This is a genomic window from Amycolatopsis sp. NPDC054798 (genome assembly GCF_053611505.1).
Genome location: NZ_JBSHAM010000006.1, coordinates 95,952 through 114,075, shown reverse-complemented (window position 1 = coordinate 114,075; position 18,124 = coordinate 95,952). Strand labels below are relative to the sequence as shown.

Genomic DNA, 18,124 nt, shown 5'->3' with positions numbered 1-18,124 from the left:
CGAGCGGTTTCTGGCACTTTCGCCGTGGCCAGTCCTCCCGCACTCTCGGTCGGACCAGACACGGCAGATGGGAGCAGGCGATGAGGATCGGTGTGCCTCGCGAGGTCAAGAACCACGAATACCGGGTGGCGGCGACGCCGGCCGGAGTGCACGAGTTCGCCTCGGCCGGCCACGAGGTCTTCGTGGAACGCGGCGCGGGCGAGGGCTCGTCCATCCGCGACGAGGACTACGCCGCGGCCGGCGCTAAGCTGCTCGACCACGCGGACGACGTGTGGGGCACCGCGGAAATGGTGCTGAAGGTCAAGGAGCCGGTCGCCGAGGAGTACCACCGGCTGCGCTCCGGCCAGCTGCTCTTCACCTACCTGCACCTCGCGGCGAGCGAGCCCTGCACCAAAGCCCTCCTCGACGCGGGCACCACGGCCGTGGCCTACGAAACGGTGCAGCTGCCGAACGGCTCCCTTCCGCTGCTGTTCCCGATGAGCGAGGTAGCCGGACGGCTGGCCCCGCAGGTCGGCGCGCAGACGCTGATGCGCGTCAACGGCGGACGCGGCGTGCTGATCGGCGGCGTGTCCGGAGTCCCGCCGGCCCGCGTGGTCGTGCTGGGCGCGGGCGTCGCCGGGATGAACGCGGTCGCCGTCGCGGCCGGGACCTGGGGCGACGTCGTGCTGTTCGACAAGAACGTGGACAAGCTGCGCGCCGCCGACCGGATGTACCAGGGCCGCATCCGCACCGCCGCCGCGAACGCGTACGCGATCGAGCAGGCGGTGCTGGAAGCCGACCTGGTGATCGGCGCCGTGCTCGTCCCGGGCGCGAAGGCCCCGAGCCTGGTGTCCAACGAGACGGTCTCCCGGATGAAGCCGGGCAGCGTGCTGGTGGACATCTCGATCGACCAGGGCGGCTGCTTCGAGGACTCGCGCCCCACGACGCACGCCGACCCGACCTTCCGGGTGCACGAATCGGTGTTCTACTGCGTCGCCAACATGCCCGGCGCGGTCCCGCACACCTCCACGCACGCGCTCACCAACGTCACGCTCCCCTACGCGCTGGAAATCGCGAACAAGGGCCTGCGGACCGCGGTGCAGGACACGCCGGAACTCCGCGGCGGCGTGAACACTGTGGACGGCAAGCTGACCTACGAGCCGGTCGCCACGGCGCACGGGCTCCCGGTCACCGACGTGGCCGAAGCGCTGGCCTGAGCCGACCGGCGTGGCGCGGGGTGGGAAAAGCGGCCACTGCGAGTTACGTTTCAGCCCACCCCGCTGCACGCCGGCCACTTGGGAGAGCGCACTTGCCACGCACGTTGATCGAGATCGACCGCTCGTCGGACGAACCGCTGTACCGCCAGGTCCGGCGGGCGATCGAGCACGGGATCGCCATCGGCACGTTCGACCCGGCCCGGCGGCTGCCCAGCTCGCGGGAGCTGGCCGTCGAACTGGGCGTCTCCCGGAACACGATCAACCTCGCCTACCAGGAACTGGTCGCCGAGGGCTACGTGGAAAGCCGCGAGCGCAGCGGATTGTTCGTCAACGGCGAGATGCGCCCGCACTGCGCGGTGGAGGAACGGGACACCGAATCGCGGATCGACTGGGCCGCCCGGGTCCGCCGCTTCCCGGACGCCGAGGTCGCCCACATCGAGAAACGCACCGACTGGGCGAGCTACCCGTACCCGTTCCTCGCCGGGCAGGTCGACATCACCGCGTTCCCGGCCCGGTCGTGGACGCGCTGCCTGCGCGACGCGCTCTACCGGCCGCACGTGTTCCACAGCCTCCAGGACAGCGTCGGCTCCGACGATCCGATGCTCGTCGAGATGGTGTGCCGCCAGCTGCTCACCACTCGCGGCATCGAAGCGGACCCGGACGAGGTGCTGATCACCGTCGGCTCGCAGCAGGGCCTCGACCTGCTCGGCCGGGTGCTGCTCGGCCCGGACCAGGTCGTGGCCATCGAAAACCCCGGTTACCTCGACGCCCGGCACATCTTCCTCCGCACCGGCGCGCAGGTGACGGGGATCGACGTCGACTCCCGCGGCCTGCAGCCGCCCGAATCGCTCGACGGCATCGACCTGCTCTACCTCACCCCCAGCCACCAGCACCCGACCAACGCGACACTCGGCATCGGCCGACGCCGCCAGCTGCTCGCGCAAGCCGCCGCGTCCGGCACCGTGGTGGTCGAGGACGACTACGACAGCGAATTCCGCTATCAAGGCAGCCCCACCCCGGCGTTGAAGGCGCTCGACAACACCGGCGACGCCGTCTACCTCGGCACCTTCTCGAAATTCCTCTCCCCCGGGCTCCGCCTCGGCTACCTGGTCGGCCCGCGCGAACTGGTGCGCGCGCTGCGCGAGGCCCGCAGATACGTCCTGCGCCACCCGCCGGGCCAGTTGCAGCGGGCACTGGCGCTGCTCATCGAAAGCGGCGAGTACCACCGCTCGCTGCGCCGCTACCGCACGAAACTGATGCGCAAGTGGACCGCCACCTGCGCCGCGGTCACCGAATACCTGCCGTGGGAGCACAGCCCGTACCCGCCCGGCGGCGTCAGCCTCTGGATGACCGGACCGTCCGAACTGGACTGCCGGGTCCTGGTGGAGCGCGCGGAGGAACTGGGCATCCTCATCGAACCCGGCGACATCTTCTTCCTCGGGGACGACCCGCCGCGCAACCACTTCCGCATCGGCTTCTCCGCCACCCCGCCGTCGGCGATCGAACCGGGCATCCGGCTGCTCGGCGACGTCTGCCGGGAGCTGCTGGACAGCTGACTGGACCCACGCGCGCGTCGCTTTCTGGACCTGTTCGCGGGCCAGCTCCCCCGGCACTGTCTGGGGGTCAGGACACGTGGACAAGGAGGTCCCATCGTGGGCGAACCCGCCGCATCCGCTCGTCCGGCCCCCGACCTGGTGGTGCTCGGGGGCACGGTGCTGACCCTGGACCGAGGCGGGACGCGGGCGTCCGCGCTCGCCGCCCGCGACGGCCGGATCACCGAGGTCGGCGGCGACCGCGCGATCGCCGCGCTCGCCGGTCCCGAAACGACAGTGCTCGACCTGGCCGGGCGCACCGTCGTCCCGGGCTTCGTGGAATCGCACAACCATCCGTCCTTCTTCGGGATGGCGCTGGCCGCCCCGGTCGACGCGGGCAGCCCGCCCAACGACCGGATCAGCGACATCGCCGACCGGGTCCGGCAGGCCGCGCGCGATTTCGGCCCCGGCGAATGGATCAAGGGTTTCCGGTACGACGACACGCTTCTCGCCGACAACCGGCATCCGACCCGGCGCGACCTGGACCCGGCTTCGCCGCGCAACCCGGTCCTGCTCACCCACGTGACCGGCCACTTCTCCGTGGCGAATTCCGCCGCGCTGCGAGCTGTCGGCATCACCGCTGCCACTCCTGATCCGCCGGGCGGCGCCATCGCCCGCGACGAACGCGGCGAACCGACCGGTCTCCTCATCGAAACCGCTGCGTTCCTGGTCAACTCCGCGATGCCCTCGCAAGGCCCCGACGAACTGGCCAACGCGCTCCAGCTGGCCGACGCCGAGTACCTGCGGAACGGCGTCACTTCGGTGCACGACACCGGGATCGGGCTGATCGGCGGAGAACAGGAACTCGCCGCGTACCGGATGCTGACCCGCGCCGGGAAACTGCGCACCCGCATCCACGGCTACCTCTTCCACACCCTCCTTCCCGGCCTCGCCGAGGGCACCCCCGAACCGCCGGACAAGTCGAATCCGCACGGCTTCACCATGAACGGCATCAAAATCGTCGCGGACGGCTCGATCCAGGGCCGCACCGGCTGCCTGGCCGAGGGCTACACCTGCGACCCCGACGAACACGGCATGATGCTGCTCGAACCGGGCGAGCTGTCCCGCCGGATCGCCGCGCTCGACACTGCCGGTTGGCAGGTCGCCGTGCACGGCAACGGCGACGCCGCGATCGACGCCATCATCGACGGCTACGCCCGCCTCGGCGCACCGGAAGGCACCGGCCGCCGCCACCGCATCGAACACTGCCAGACCGCCCGCGAAGACCAGCTCGACCGGATGGCCGAACACGACGTCGCCGCGTCGTTCTTCATCAAGCACGTCTACTACTGGGGCGACCGGCACCGGGACGTTTTCCTCGGCCCGGAACGGGCTCGCCGGATCAGCCCGCTCGCGTCGGCGCGTTCCCGGGGAATCCACTTCGGACTCCACTCGGACACCCCGGTCACCCCGGTGCCGCCGCTGGAAGGCATCTGGTGCGCCGTCGCCCGGCAGACGAGCAGCGGCCAGCTGCTGGGACCGGAACAGGCGATCGACGTCGAAGCCGCCCTGCGCGGGTACACGATCGACGCGGCCTACCTGGCCGGCGAGGAAACAATCAAGGGAAGCCTCGAAGTCGGCAAGCTCGCGGACCTCATCGTGCTGTCCGAGGATCCGACCACTGTGGACCCCAGCCGGATCCGGGACCTGAAAGTCGACGCCACGGTGATCGGCGGACAGCTGGTCTGGCAACGCGATCCCGTCGCGACCGGAGGCGTCCGATGATCCGCAGCTGGCCGAGCCTGTGCATCGGGCTCGGCATCCCCGCGGTCGCGATCCTCGGCGGCATCCCGCTGGTGGCGGGCTCGGCGGCGACCGTCGCCGGGTTCCCGCTGGTGTTCTTCTGGATGTTCCTCTGCTTCCCGCTGACCACCCTGTGCCTGTGGATCAGCTGGCGGTTCTTCGACCGCCGGCACTATCCAGCCGACACCCCCGGCAAGGCAACCGCGAAGGAGGACCAGTCGTGCTGATTCTCATCGTCGCGGCAGTGATGGTGCTTTCGATCCTGCTCGCGCTGTGGGCGGGCCGCTCGTCGCGCGGCGGCGGGATCTCCGAATTCCTGGTCGGCGGCCGTTCGTTCCCGCCGTGGCTGCTGTATTTCCTGGCGGTCGGCGAGGTGTACAGCATCGGCACGATGATCGGCTTCCCCAGCGGGATCTACGCGCACGGCGCGAGCTACGGGATCTGGTTCCTCGGCTACATCCTGCTGGCCTACTCGCTGGGATATTTTCTCGCCCCACTGGTCTGGCGCGCGGCCCGCAAACACGACGCGATGACCGTCCCGGACGTCTTCGGCCGCCACTACGGCAGCCGGACGCTCGAACTGATCACGTGCGTGACGATGCTGATCGCGCTCGTTCCGTGGGGCCAGTACCAGTTCATCGGCCTGCAGGTCGTGCTGAGCAACCTCGGGCTGACCCTGACGCCCGTGCAGTGCGTCGTGCTGGCCGGGATCATCGCGTTCGCCTACATCGCCGTCTCCGGCATCCGCTCCCCCGCGTTCGTGTCGATCCTCAAGGACGCGTTCATGCTGCTCGGCGTGGTGCTCGTCGGCCTCGCCGCGGTGCTGGTCGCCGGCGGGACCTCCGGGGTCACCGGGCCGGAGGCACTGGCCAGGGCGCACACCACGATGGGCGGCCAGGACCTGTGGTTCGCGATGACCACGATCCTGTTCCAGAGCGTGGTTTTCTACCTCGGTTTCGGCGGCGCGTACGTGTTCCCGGCGCGTTCCGAGCGGGCGGTGAAGAGTTCGACGGTGTGGATGCCGCTGTACATGCTGATCTACCCGTTCCTCGTCTTCGCCGCCTACTACGGCCTGAAGCAGCACCCCGGGCTGAAGAACCCGAACACCGTCTTCATGGTGACGGCGAAAGGCCTTCTCCCGGAACCGGTTCTGGGCCTCGTGGCCGCCGGCGCCGCGTTGTCCGGCGTGCTGGTGCTGTCGGCCACGGCGCTGGCGATCGGCGGCATGGTCAGCCGCAACCTGGCCCCGAACGTCCGCCCAGCGGCTCAACGACGCTGGACGGTCGTGGCGGTGGCGGTGTTCCTGGTGCTCGCCGCGGTGCTGACGCTGACCGCCTCGACGCTCATGCTCACCGTGCTGAACCTGACCTACAACCTGCTCGCCCAGGTCGTGCCGGGATGGCTGGCGATCCTGTTCGCCCGGCGGGTGCGCACGGCCGCGATCGCGACGGGCATGGTCGTCGGAGTGGTCACCGCGGTCGTCCTGTACGCCACCGGCGTGACTCTCGGCGGTCTCAACACCGGTCTGGTGTCGATGGGCGTCAACCTGGTGATCGTGTTCGGCTGGAGTTTGCTTTCCCCGGGCCAGCGGCGGTCGCCGATCGCCTTGGAGCGCACCGAAACGCCCGCGTCGCTCGCCGCGCAGCCAGCGGGCTAGCGCGCGAGCAGGCCGAGGATCTCGCGGAAGGCACGGAATCCCGTGCCTTCCGCGGCGTCCAACGCCAGGCTGCGCCGGTAGTACGCGCTGAGATCGAGCCCGACCCCGATGCCGTACACCTCAGTCTCGCTCCGCTCCAGCCCGTCGGCCACCTGCACCAGATGGCGGTCGAGGTAACGTTCCTCGTTGGCCAGCGCGGTCGCACCGTCCATCGGGCTTCCGTCCGACAGCACGAAAACCAGCCGCCGCCGAGCCTCCCACGCCCGCGCCCGCTCAGCTGCCCACGCCAACGCCTCGCCGTCGAAGCCTTCGCGGAACAGATCGGCCTTAAGCAACGCCGCCACGTCCCGCCGAGCACGCCGCCAGGGCGTCGCAGCGTCCTTGAACACCAGGTGCCGACGCTCATTGAGCCGCCCCGGCTGTTTCGGCCGCCCAGCACGCATCCAGTCCCGCCGCGCCCGGCCACCGTGCCACGCACCGGTGGTGAAGCCGAGGATTTCGCAGCTGGCACCGGCGAGATCGAGCGCACGAGCGAAGAGATCCACCAGCACCGCAACGGTTTCCCGGTGCGCCTTCATCGAACCCGAGCAGTCGATCAGGAAGGTGACCAGCACGTCCGCGACCGGTTCGGTCCGCTCGACCCGGAACACCCGGTGATCCGCAGGCGCCGCGATCAACCGCGCGAGTGCCCGGCCGTCGATCTGCCCTTCCTCCTGCGCGCCGTCCCAACCGGACCGCTGTGGTTCAGCAAGCACTGCCGTGAGTTCTCGGGCGAGCCGAGCCACGTTGACGCCCTGCTTCGCAACCCGAGCGTCCAGCCGTTCGCGCAGTTCCCGCAACAATTCCGGACGCACCAGCGGACCGGCCCGGTCCTCGCGGTCGTAAGCAGTGGTGAACACCCGATACGATCCGGCCGCCACCGGTCCTTTGTGGTCGCCGAGGCCCGCGGTACCGCCGTCCTCACTGCCGTTTTCGTCGTCGAAATCCAGCAGCAGCGCGAACTCCGCCGCTTCCGTTTCGTCCTCTGGGTCCTCGGGCTTCTCCGGCTCCAGCAACGCGGCGACCGCCTCCGCCAGCACCCTCGCGTGCTCGGCGAACGCGGCCTGATCAGTGCGGTGCCGCCGAAGCCCGGCCAGCTGCACACCGAGCATCGGCGCGATCGCCGCCCGGGTCGCCTCGATCAGGTCCTCGGTCTCTTCCACGACCGGCTCGCCGGTGATCCGCGCTCGCGCGACCTGCGCGACGGTGTAGAGCAGCAAGCCCCGCGCGGTCTCGGTCAGTCCACTGTGGTGCGCCGAAAGCGACCAGCGTTCGTGCCTCCGCCGCAGATTCGCCGTCACGCCGGGAAAACCGGCCGGGACCAGCGACTCCACCCGGAACTGCTCAAGCAGTTCGAACAGCAGCCGCTCGACACCGCCCTCGGGCCGCAACCGCTGGTGCAAGTCCCGATCAGACCGGCTCAGGTGCAGCGCCATCCCGTCCGCCGCGCCGCGGAAGGACCGCACGTCCTCGTCGCCGGCCCGCAAATGCGGCGCGGGCATCGGGGCCGGACGGGTGCCGCGATGCAGGCGCCCGCCCCGGAAATGCGCGTCCGGCGATCCGCTGACCGCCCGGATCGCCGCCGCGGACAGCTCCTCGACTTGCTGGCGCCGCCGGGTTTCGGGCGTGCTCACGCCGCGGCCAGCTCCAGGTCGAAACAGCGCTGGAAGTACTCGGCGACGACCGGACGCTCGGCCTCGTCGCATTTGTTGAGGAACGTCAGCCGGAACGCGAGCGCCGGATCGGTGAAGATCTCGCAGTTCTCCGCCCAGGTTATGACCGTGCGCGGCGACATCAGCGTGGACAGATCGCCCGCCCTGAACCCTTCCCGGGTCAGTCCGGCGACCGCCACCATCGCCTCGATCAGCTGACCGGACAGCCGCGGCACGCGCGCCCGCACGATCGCGGCCTCCTCCTCCGGCGGCAGGTAATCCAGCGCCGCGACGATGTTCCACCGGTCGATCTGCGCGTGGTTGAGCCGCTGGACGCCGTGGTAGAGCCCGTTGAGATTGCCCAGCCCCACCGTGTTGGCGGTGGCGAAGAGCCGGAAGCCCGGATGCGGGCGCAGCACGGTGTTGCTGTCGATCAGCGTGAATTTGCCGTCCCGTTCGAGCAGCCGCTGGATGACGAACATGACGTCCGGCCGTCCCGCGTCGTACTCGTCGAGGATCAGCGCCGTCGGCCGCCGCAGCGACCACGGCAGGATGCCTTCGCGGAATTCGGTGACCTGCTTGCCTTCGCGCAGCACCACCGCGTCCTTGCCGACGAGGTCGAGCCGGCTCAGGTGGCCGTCGAGGTTCACGCGCAGGCACGGCCAGTTCAGCCGCGCCGCGACCTGTTCGACGTGCGTGGACTTGCCGGTGCCGTGCAGGCCCTGCACGAGCACGCGGCGGTTGTGCGCGAACCCGGCCAGCAACGCGAGCGTCACGTCCGGGTTGAACCGGTAGGCCGGGTCGGTCTCGGGCACGTGCTCGTCCGGTTCGGAAAAGCACGGGACTTCCATCGCCGAGTCGAGACCGAACGCGTCGCGCACGGCGATCCGGGCGTCGGGACCGTTGCCGGACAACGGGTTCATCAGGGGACCTCCGTCAGGACGGGATGCTGTCGGCGTCGTCGGCCGACCCCTCGGCCTCGACCTCCTTGATCGCTTCGGCGGCCCGCTGCAACGCGGGAAGCGCCTGCAAAGCCTTGTCGGCGGTGAGCCGCATGACCGGGGCCTGCACCGCCACCGCCAGGTTGGACCGCCCGGTGCGGCTGGGCACCAGCACCGCCACGCACACCAGCCCGGGCAGGAATTCCTCGTCGTCGAGCGCGAAGCCGTCGCGCCGGATGCGGGCGAACTCCTCCTCCAGCGCGTCGAGGTCGGTGACCGTTTTGGCGGTGTACTGCTTGAGCGGAGCGTGCGCGAGGAGCTTGCGCCGCTGCGCCGGGCTCATCTGGGACAGGATCATCTTGCCGCTGGCCGAGCAGTGGATCGGCACGCGCGAACCGGGCCGCAGGTAGAACCGCAGCGGCTCGGGCGTCTCGACGCGGTCGAGGTAGACGATCTCGCTGCCGGACAGCGCGGTGATGTTGCAGCTCTCCCCCAGCTCGTCGACCAGGTGCTTGAGCACCGCGCGCCGCGCGCCGTGGTGCGTCGCGTTGAGCAGCAGGTTCTCCGCGAGTCGGCGCAGCCGGTCGCCGGTGCCGTAATGCCGCCCGTCGGCCTGGCGCACGAGCAGCCCGGCGCCCTCCAGCTGCTGCAGCATCCGGTGCAGCGTCGGCTTCGGCAGGCCGGTCTCCTCGACCAGGCTCTGCAACGTCACCAGCTGGTCCTTCGCCGCGATCAGCTCGAGCAGCGAGAACAGCCGCATGGTCGGGGTGTCTCCGTCGAGGCCCGCGCCGTCCGGCTCGCGCACGAGTTCCACGGCGCTGGTCTTCCGCAACTCACTCACGTTCCGAAAACTAGCACATCTTGTCTCGTTTTCCATCAACTGCCGGTTGACCTCCCGCACGCGGCGTCCTATCGTCCATCGAGTTCAGCTTTCACGAACCTCACGTACCGAAAACCAAGACTTTCAGCGTCGAAGGAGTTCAACCATGGCGGAGAGGAAGACGGGCGACGGCCGCACCGTCGTCAGCGGGCCGGCGAAGATGACCCCGTCGGAGGCCTTCGTCGAGACGATGGTGGCCAACGGCGTCACCGACATCTTCGGCATCATGGGCTCGGCGTTCATGGACGCGATGGACATCTTCGCGCCGGCCGGCATCCGGCTCGTCCCGGTCGTGCACGAGCAGGGCGCCGCGCACATGGCCGACGGCTACGCCCGGGTCAGCGGGCGGCACGGCGTCGTCATCGGGCAGAACGGCCCGGGCATCAGCAACTGCGTCACCGCGATCGCCGCGGCGTTCTGGGCGCACAGCCCGGTCGTGATGATCACGCCGGAGGCGGGCACCATGGGCACCGGGCTGGGCGGCTTCCAGGAGGCCAACCAGCTGCCCATGTTCCAGGAGTTCACCAAGTACCAGGCGCACGTCAACAACCCGAAGCGGATGGCCGAGTACACCGCGCGGGCCTTCGACCGGGCGCTGTCGGAAATCGGCCCGACCCAGCTGAACATCCCGCGCGACTTCTTCTACGGCGAGATCGAGACCGAGATCCCGGAGCCGCAGCGGCTCGACCGCGGCCCCGGCGGCGACAAGAGCCTCGCCCAGGCCGCCGAACTGCTGGCCACCGCCGAGTTCCCGGTGATCATCTCCGGCGGCGGGGTCGTCATGTCCGACGGCGTCGAGGAGTGCAAGGCGCTCGCCGAACGCCTCGGCGCGCCGGTCGTCAACAGCTACCAGCACAACGACAGCTTCCCGGCCAGCCACCCGCAGTGGTGCGGCCCGCTCGGCTACCAGGGCTCCAAGGCCGCGATGAAGCTCATCTCGCAGGCGGACGTGGTGATCGCGCTCGGCACCCGGCTCGGCCCGTTCGGCACCCTGCCCCAGCACGGCATGGACTACTGGCCGAAGAACGCGAAGATCATCCAGATCGACGCGGACCACAAGATGCTCGGCCTGGTCAAGAAGATCACCGTCGGCATCTGCGGCGACGCGAAGGCCGCCGCGGCGGCGCTGACCGACCGGCTCGCCGACCGCACCCTCGCCTGCGACGCCACCCGCGGCGAACGCGTCGCGCGCACCAAGGCGGAGAAGGACGCGTGGGAGGAGGAGCTCACCGCGTGGACCCACGAGAAGGACCCCTACTCCCTCGACATGATCGCCGAGCAGGAGCAGGAGGAGGGCAACTGGCTGCACCCGCGCCAGGTGCTGCGCGAACTGGAGAAGGCCATGCCGCCGCGCGTGATGGTCTCCACCGACATCGGCAACATCAACTCCGTGGCGCACAGCTACCTGCGCTTCGAGGAGCCGCGCTCCTTCTTCGCGCCGATGTCCTTCGGCAACTGCGGTTACGCCCTGCCGACCATCATCGGCGCGAAGGCCGCTGCGATGGACCGGCCGGCGATCGCGTACGCCGGTGACGGCGCGTGGGGCATGAGCATGGGCGAGGTGATGACCGCGGTGCGGCACGACATCCCGGTCACCGCCGTCGTGTTCCACAACCGCCAGTGGGGCGCGGAAAAGAAGAACCAGGTCGACTTCTACGACCGCCGGTTCGTCGCCGGCGAACTGGAAAGCGAGAGCTTCGCCGGGATCGCGCAGGCGATGGGCGCGGACGGCATCGTCGTCGACAAGCTCGAGGACGTCGGCCCGGCGCTGAAGAAGGCCGTCGACGCGCAGATGAACGAGGGCCGCACCACGGTCATCGAGATCATGTGCACCCGCGAGCTGGGCGACCCGTTCCGCCGCGACGCGCTGTCGAAGCCGGTGCGGTTCCTGGAGAAGTACCAGGACTACGCTAAACCGCCTCTGGAGTTTACAGGCCGGATCTAACGGGCAGCAACACTCACGAGAACCCCACCGCCCCTTTGCTGCACGCCCCCGCCCGGCCCGGCCCCGCGCCCGGCCGGGCTTTCGCTTGCCCCGCCACGAATCTGGCACCGGTGATCGGCCGCTTTCTGGCTCTGGGCGTGGGCCAGAAAGATTGCGATCGTCGACACATCCCGTTCTCGCCACACACAGGAGGTCGCCAGGTGAACGTCACGGAGCTGCGGGCCACTGCCCGCCGACACCTCGGGCCGCACTTCACGCGCAAGGACACCTGGCAAAGCGACTTCCCGGTGTTCGTCCGCGGCGAGGGCAGCTATCTGATCGACACCGAGGGCCGCCGCCACCTCGACGGCCTCGCCGGGCTGTTCTGCGTCAACATGGGCCACGGCCGCGCGGACATCGCCAAGGCCGCGGCCGAGCAGGTCGGCACCCTCGCCTACGCCAGCAACTGGGGCTCGGCGCACCCGCCGTCGATCGAAGCGGCCCGGATCATCGCCGACCTCGCCCCCGGCGACCTCGGCACCACGTTCTTCGTGAACTCCGGTTCGGAGGCGGTCGAAACCGCGCTGAAGTTCGTCCGGCAGTACCACCGCAGCCAGGGCGCCCCGGAGCGGACGAAGATCATCAGCCGCGAAATGGCTTACCACGGAACGACCATGGGCGCGCTGTCGGTCACCGGCCTGCCCAAGATCAAGGAGCCGTTCGGCCCGCTGCTGCCGGGCATCCGGCACGTGCCGAACACCCTCGGCTTCACCGGCGACTGCGGCCCGGCCGACCAGCTGGACTGCGTCCGCGCGATCGAGGCGGTCATCCTCGAAGAAGGCCCGGAGACGGTCGCCGCGGTGTTCGCCGAGCCGGTCCAGAACGGCCGGGGCGCGCTGGTCCCGCCGGAGGGCTACTGGCCGGCGCTGCGGGAGCTGTGCGACAAGTACGGCATCCTGCTGGTCTCGGACGAGGTCATCTGCTCGTTCGGCCGCCTCGGCCACTTCTTCGGCCACGGCCTCACCGGCGTAGTCCCGGACCTGATCACCTTCGCCAAGGGCTCCACCTCCGGCTACGCCCCGCTCGGCGGCGTGATCGTGCGCGAACAGCTGGTCACCGAGCTGTACGACTCCCCGAAGGGCGGCGTCTTCACCCACGGCGCGACGTGGGGCGGCCACCCGGTGTCGACGGCCATCGCGGTGGCCAACATCAGCGCGATGCGCGACGAGGAGGTCCCCGAACACGTCCTCGCCGAAGGCCCGAAGCTGCACGCCGCGCTCGAGTCGCTGAAGGACGCGCACCGGTGCGTCAAGGACGTCCGCGGCACCGGCTTCTTCTACGCGATCGAGCTGATGGCCGACCGCGACGGCGGCCGCGAGCTGACCGACCAGGAGTCGCTGACGGTACTGCGGGAGGTGCTGCCGGAGTCGTTCCGCCGCACCGGAGTCATCCTCCGCGGCGACGACCGGGGCGCGACCATGCTCATGATCTCGCCGCCGCTGGTGGCCGACACGGACGTGCTGGACGAGCTGCTGCACGGCGTCGACGGCATGCTCACCGACGTGGAGAAGGCGATCCAGCCCTGACGGATGGGTTCGACGGGCGCTGGGTACCCCTTTGTTCCGAGGGGGCCCGGCGCCCGTCCTGCTGTCCGGGATCGGGCCGTTCTGGTACCGGAGCATGGCTAGCATCTGGCTCTCGCGGCGGGGCCTGTTCCTTCTTACGGTGACGGGAACCACACAGCAGCTCTCAGCGACATCGCGGCGGCGGCCGGCGCGGGGACATCGAGGTCCCCCGGCGCCGCCGGAAGGAGGAGACGTGGGTTCTGCACCGGAAACAGCCGCTCAGAGCGGCCTCAAACCGGGTCTCAAGCAACGCCACATGAATCTGATCGCACTGGGCGGCGTGATCGGCGCCGGCCTGTTCGTCGGAAGCGGCGTGGTCATCCAGTCGGCCGGGCCCGCGGCGGTGGTCTCGTTCTTCATCGCCGGGCTGATCACCGTGCTCATCATGCGGATGCTGGCCGAAATGACCGTCGCGCGGCCCGCGCTCGGCTCGTTCTACGTCTACGCCAGGGAGGCGATGGGCAACCGGGCCGGCTTCACCGTCGGCTGGATGTACTGGTACTTCTTCGTGATCGTGGTGGCCGTCGAGGCGGTCGCCGGCGGCCGGATCCTGCAGCTGTGGCTGCCGAACGTGCCCCTGTGGGTGCTCAGCCTCGGCTTGCTCCTGCTGCTCACCGCCACGAACCTGGTCTCCGCGCGGTCGTACGGCGAGTTCGAGTACTGGTTCTCCTCCATCAAGGTCATCGCGATCCTGGTGTTCCTGGTGGTCGGCGCGCTGTATCTGTTCGGCGTCTGGCCCGGCTCCCACGGAGGCGTCAGCAACCTCGTGTCGCACGGCGGTTTCGCCCCGATGGGCATCGGCGCGGTGCTGGCCGCGGTCGTCCCTTGCGTCGGCTTCTACACCGGCGCGGAAATCGTCACCATCGCCGCGGCCGAATCCGCCGAACCGCGACGCGCGATCGCCAAGGCCATGCGCTCCATCGTGTTCCGCGTCGTGCTGTTCTACGTCGGCTCGGTCTTCGTGGTGGTCGCGGTCAAGGCCTGGAACTCGCCCGACACGGCGGTCAGCCCGTACGCCGCGGTCCTGGACGTGCTCGGCATCCCCGCGGTCTCGACGATCATGAACGCCATCGTCCTGACGGCAGTGCTGTCCTGCCTGAACTCCGCCCTGTACACGTCATCGCGGATGCTGTTCGCCCTGACCCGCAACGGCGACGCCCCGAAGATGTTCACGAAGCTGTCCCGCAGCGGCGTGCCTCGCCGGGCCATCATCGCCGGGACCGTCATCGGCTACGTGTCGGTCATCGCCGCCTACACCTCGCCGAACCTGATCTTCCAGTTCCTGGTGAACTCTTATGGAGCGGTCGCGCTGTTTGTGTACCTGGCGATCGCGCTCGCCCAGGTCCGGCTGCGGAAGCGGCTGCAGAACACCGACCCGGGCGCGCTGAGCCTGAAAATGTGGCTGTTCCCCTGGCTGAGCTACGCGACGATCGCCCTGATGGCGGCGGTCATCCTGGCCATGGCGTTCCTCCCGTCGACCCGCTCGCAGTTCTGGCTGAGCGCGGTGACTTTGGCGCTGATCCTGATCGCGTACCAGTTCCGGAAGCGGCGTCCGGCCGGTCCCGCCGTCGCTGAGGAAAAGGACGCCACGCGGGGCGAGGCCGGGGTGGCTTCGACCTGACCTGAATCCTTGCTGGGCCGCTTCCGGCCTCGCGACCAGGGCAGTTCTACCACGGCCGGTCCTTCCCAGGACCGGCCGTGGCCCCCGCTGGCGGCGCCTCCCCTCGCCGCTCTGTCTCCGCCGCTCTGGGCTCGCCGCTTTCGCCCTGGACCGCCAGGCCTCCGGCGAGCCCTCCCTGCGGCTTTCACCCTGGCTTTCGGCAAGCCCTCCCCACCGCTTCCGCCCTGGCCTCCGGCTTGCCGTCGCCGGACCAGTTCCAGCAGTCCCGGTTCAGCCGACCCTCCCGGCTGCCCCCTGGTACCCCGCGATGCCGCGATTCTGGACCTACCGCCGCGACCAGCCGTGCCCCAAGGTGAATCCGTCCGCCCGCGTCGTGGAGGTCCGATGCCGCACCCGTCCCGGGTCCCCTCCCCGGCCGTCCGATGACCTTCTGGCAGCTGTCCCCGGCGGCGATGGCGTTCGCCGTCGCCGCCCTGCTGGCCGGAGGCCTGATCCGCGGCTACTCCGGCTTCGGCGCGTCTCTGGTGTGGGTGAGCTGCCTGTGCCTGGTCCTGCCGCCGCCAGCCGTCGTCCCGAGCACCCTCCTGCTCGAAGTAGCCTCCAGCGTGACCCTGCTCCCCAAAGCCTGGCCCGACGCCCACCGCCCGTCCGTACGCTGGCTGATCACCGGCGCACTCCTCGGCCTGCCAGCCGGAATCTGGCTCCTCGCTGCACTGCCGGAGCGGGCCACAAGACTGACCATCGGACTCGCAGTAGGAATCTCCGCACTAGCCCTGGCCATCGCCCCGCGAACCCGCCGCCTGCCCGGCCGCGCCGGATCCGCCGGCGTAGGCACCGCCTTCGGCGTACTCAACGGCGCCTGCGGAATGGGCGGCCCGCCAGTCGTCCTGATGTACCTGGCTTCCCCGCTGCCAATGGCCATCAATCGCGCGAGCCTGGTCGTCTTCTTCCTAGCCGCCGACCTGATGACCGTCTGCACAGCCGGCGCCGGCGGCCTCCTCACCAGCGAAGTCCTCCTGCAAACCGCACTCTTCCTCCCCATCGCGCTAGCCGGGATCGCCGCCGGAACCCACCTGTACCGCCACGGCGGCGGCGATGTCCGCCGGATCGTGCTGGGAATCCTCGCTGTGCTGTCTCTGGCGCTGGTAGGCCAGGCGGTAGTCGCATGACATACGCCTTTCCCCCAGCCACCTCTGCCTCCCAGGCGGCGGCCGCATGATCCTCGGCGCACTAGCCGTCGCCTTCGCAGGCTTCATCGGCGGCCTCACCGGATTCGGCGCATCACTGGTCGGCACTCCCCTGCTGCTGCTCATCGGATTGCCGCTGCCGCAAGTCGTGGTGATCAACCTGATCACCACCATGATCACCAGACTCGCTGTACTTCACCGGGAACGAGACCACATCGCCTGGCGCCGAGTAGCCGTCCTCGGCGCAGCAAGCCTCCCCGGAGCCGCGGCCGGCGCACTCACCCTGCACCTGCTCCCACCACACGCCCTGCGCATCCTGGCAGGCACCGTCGTCATACTTTCCGGCCTACGCCTGCTGCTCCGCCCCACCCGCGAAGCCCACCCCGCAACCCCGATAAAGCAAACTGTCGCCGGCCTACTGGGCGGCTACCTCTCCACCACGACTTCGCTGAACGGAGCACCCCCAGCCGTCCTGCTCGCCTCGGCAAAAGTCCCGCCAAGAACCTTCGTCGGCGACCTCGCGGGCTACTTCGTGGTAACCAACTGCCTGTCCCTGCTCCTCCTGGTCACCGCAGGCCAGTTCGACACCACCGACCTGGCCGCCCGCCTGCCGGTCCTGGTCCTGGCCGCCCTAGCTGGCAACATCCTCGGCGGCCGTCTCATCGGCCGAGTCCCCCGCGCACTGTTCGACCGGGCCATCGTCGGCTTGATCGTGGTGTCCGGGGTCGTGACGATGATCAGCGCCTGACCCCAGCCTCCAGGATCGCCTCCATCGACAGGATCCAGCCCTCCGCATACGCCTAGGGCATCCGAAATCAGCTCAGACCGGTGCCGGGCTACGCAGCAGAGAGGACACGTCGGAGCTTCGATGGCCGGCAAGCCCGACCGCTGAGCTCATGGACGCCACTCTGTGCTCTGACTTGCCCAAAGGATACCCTGCCGAAAAACAAGAAAGAGGCGGTCTCGATGACCGCCTCTTTGTCTGTTACCTATGTGTACGAGGACGATCTTGCTCGCTAGCCACACGCCTACAGTTGCCCGGCTGACGATGCGCGATACGTAGCACACGCCCACATGAGTGGAGTTGCCCCATGGAGCAGACACGGGTTTTAGGCAGCGTGGGTTGAGCGTAGTAGGTGCTTCGTGCTTCGGCCGGGCGTTCTGGCCAATAGCCTAGTGCAGCCTTTGTGGTTGTAGTAGCCAGCCAGGTGAACACGTCCTGCCGGGCTGCAGCCCTGGTGGGCTAGGCGGTGGTGCCGATCTCCGGTTTTGCGGGTGGCGAAGAAGGCTTCAGTGCCGGCGTTGTCGTAGCTGGACCCGACCCGCCCCACGGGCACCCGGATGCAGTGCTCGGCTAGGGCGGCTCGGAACTGGCTTGAGGTGTACTGGGGATGTCTCCGACCACCCGTTGCCCCGGTTCTCGGCCGTGAAGTCCCGGCGGATCAAATCAGCGACCGGAACGACCGGGCCGGCCGCAGGCCGGGTGTTCGCGTAGCGGCTGCGGCGGGGGGGGGGCTCCCGGCCAGGCCGTGTTCGCGCATCAGCCGCTCCGCCCGCTTGTGATTCACCACGATCCCGGGTCGGCGCGGTTCGGTGGCAATGGTGGACGCGGTCTCCCGCCACGCCCACGTAGTCAGGCCACGGGCGAACAGCAGCCCGAGGTAGTAGGTGGCGACGCGCATAGCGATCTCGCGCAGCTTCAGCTCGCCGATAACAGAGGTCTGCCAGATGCCTTCGAGGTCGCGTGCCGGTGTCTTGATCCAGTCGAAGGCCAGGGTGGAGGCAGTCCATTCGGTGAACCAAACCGAGAACCCGACCGCGTACTTGCCGAGGGCGAAGCCGATGTGGCCCAGCCACAGCGGGATCGCCGGAATCGGGCTGTCCAGCAGCGAGGGCAGGTGGCGAACAGGTCGTAGTTGTGCAGGTCTCGGCCGTAGCGGTCGTCGATGCTGAGGCATCCCGCCGAGTTGAATGTGATGGCCAGGATTGTCTTGCAAAGGCAGTGGCGGCGCGTCGGGATCCGGCTTCGCCGGCACCGGCTGGTTGCTGAGAATCCACAAGCAAGTC

Annotated in this window: 14 protein-coding genes; 10 read left to right on the top strand and 4 right to left on the bottom strand. The window is 69.3% G+C overall.

The features are described from left to right. Positions 1 to 80 precede the first annotated feature (80 nt). From ald to ACWGIC_RS06045, 5 genes are all read left to right on the top strand, one after another. Positions 81 to 1,196: an alanine dehydrogenase gene (gene ald / locus ACWGIC_RS06065; RefSeq protein ID WP_452074798.1), complete on the top strand. Its 1,116-nt coding sequence runs from the start codon at positions 81 to 83 to the stop codon at positions 1,194 to 1,196. 92 nt (positions 1,197 to 1,288) lie between these two features. Then, positions 1,289 to 2,752, top strand: a complete 1,464-nt coding sequence (gene pdxR / locus ACWGIC_RS06060; protein WP_452074797.1) for a MocR-like pyridoxine biosynthesis transcription factor PdxR — start codon at positions 1,289 to 1,291, stop codon at positions 2,750 to 2,752. 96 nt (positions 2,753 to 2,848) lie between these two features. Beyond that, positions 2,849 to 4,513, top strand: coding sequence for an amidohydrolase (locus ACWGIC_RS06055; protein ID WP_452074796.1), 1,665 nt, complete (start codon positions 2,849 to 2,851; stop codon positions 4,511 to 4,513). Further along, the gene (locus tag ACWGIC_RS06050; protein ID WP_452074795.1) at positions 4,510 to 4,758 is read left to right on the top strand and encodes a DUF3311 domain-containing protein; all 249 of its coding nucleotides are present in this window, start codon (positions 4,510 to 4,512) and stop codon (positions 4,756 to 4,758) included. The genes ACWGIC_RS06055 and ACWGIC_RS06050 overlap by 4 nt, the downstream gene beginning before the upstream one ends. Continuing rightward, positions 4,752 to 6,188 (top strand): sodium:solute symporter family protein, encoded by a 1,437-nt coding sequence (locus tag ACWGIC_RS06045; RefSeq protein WP_452074794.1) that lies wholly within the window; start codon positions 4,752 to 4,754, stop codon positions 6,186 to 6,188. The genes ACWGIC_RS06050 and ACWGIC_RS06045 overlap by 7 nt, the downstream gene beginning before the upstream one ends. Here ACWGIC_RS06045 and ACWGIC_RS06040 read toward each other — a convergent pair. From ACWGIC_RS06040 to ACWGIC_RS06030, 3 genes are read right to left on the bottom strand one after another with little or no spacing between them, the layout of a single operon-like run. Further along, positions 6,185 to 7,861 carry a cobaltochelatase CobT-related protein gene (locus ACWGIC_RS06040; protein ID WP_452074793.1) on the bottom strand — a complete coding sequence of 559 codons (1,677 nt, stop codon included), beginning with the start codon at positions 7,859 to 7,861 and terminating at the stop codon, positions 6,185 to 6,187. The genes ACWGIC_RS06045 and ACWGIC_RS06040 overlap by 4 nt on opposite strands. After that, complete coding sequence (locus ACWGIC_RS06035) at positions 7,858 to 8,802, bottom strand: AAA family ATPase (RefSeq protein ID WP_452074792.1); 945 nt, start codon at positions 8,800 to 8,802, stop codon at positions 7,858 to 7,860. Before ACWGIC_RS06035 ends, ACWGIC_RS06040 begins: the two co-directional genes overlap by 4 nt. Positions 8,803 to 8,815: 13 nt before the next feature. Further along, on the bottom strand, positions 8,816 to 9,661 hold the full coding sequence (locus ACWGIC_RS06030) for an IclR family transcriptional regulator (RefSeq protein WP_452074791.1): 846 nt from the start codon (positions 9,659 to 9,661) through the stop codon (positions 8,816 to 8,818). Positions 9,662 to 9,806: 145 nt separating this feature from the next. Between ACWGIC_RS06030 and xsc the strand changes: the two genes are divergently transcribed. The 5 genes from xsc to ACWGIC_RS06005 all read left to right on the top strand — a co-directional run bounded on the left by xsc (position 9,807) and on the right by ACWGIC_RS06005 (position 16,805). Beyond that, positions 9,807 to 11,645, top strand: coding sequence for a sulfoacetaldehyde acetyltransferase (gene xsc, locus ACWGIC_RS06025; RefSeq protein ID WP_452074790.1), 1,839 nt, complete (start codon positions 9,807 to 9,809; stop codon positions 11,643 to 11,645). 200 nt (positions 11,646 to 11,845) lie between these two features. Further along, positions 11,846 to 13,210, top strand: coding sequence for an aspartate aminotransferase family protein (locus ACWGIC_RS06020; RefSeq protein WP_452074789.1), 1,365 nt, complete (start codon positions 11,846 to 11,848; stop codon positions 13,208 to 13,210). A gap of 295 nt (positions 13,211 to 13,505) precedes the next feature. Next, a complete protein-coding gene (locus ACWGIC_RS06015) occupies positions 13,506 to 14,870 on the top strand; it encodes an amino acid permease (RefSeq protein WP_452074788.1) in 1,365 nt (454 codons plus the stop codon). Between the two features lie 422 nt (positions 14,871 to 15,292). After that, positions 15,293 to 16,039: a sulfite exporter TauE/SafE family protein gene (locus tag ACWGIC_RS06010; protein WP_452074787.1), complete on the top strand. Its 747-nt coding sequence runs from the start codon at positions 15,293 to 15,295 to the stop codon at positions 16,037 to 16,039. A 46-nt stretch (positions 16,040 to 16,085) separates the two neighbouring features. Next, the gene (locus ACWGIC_RS06005; RefSeq protein ID WP_452074786.1) at positions 16,086 to 16,805 is read left to right on the top strand and encodes a sulfite exporter TauE/SafE family protein; all 720 of its coding nucleotides are present in this window, start codon (positions 16,086 to 16,088) and stop codon (positions 16,803 to 16,805) included. Between the two features lie 694 nt (positions 16,806 to 17,499). On the opposite strand, the gene ACWGIC_RS06000 is transcribed toward ACWGIC_RS06005, so the two are convergent. Next, complete coding sequence (locus ACWGIC_RS06000) at positions 17,500 to 18,117, bottom strand: transposase (RefSeq protein ID WP_452074785.1); 618 nt, start codon at positions 18,115 to 18,117, stop codon at positions 17,500 to 17,502. Positions 18,118 to 18,124: the final 7 nt, after the last annotated feature.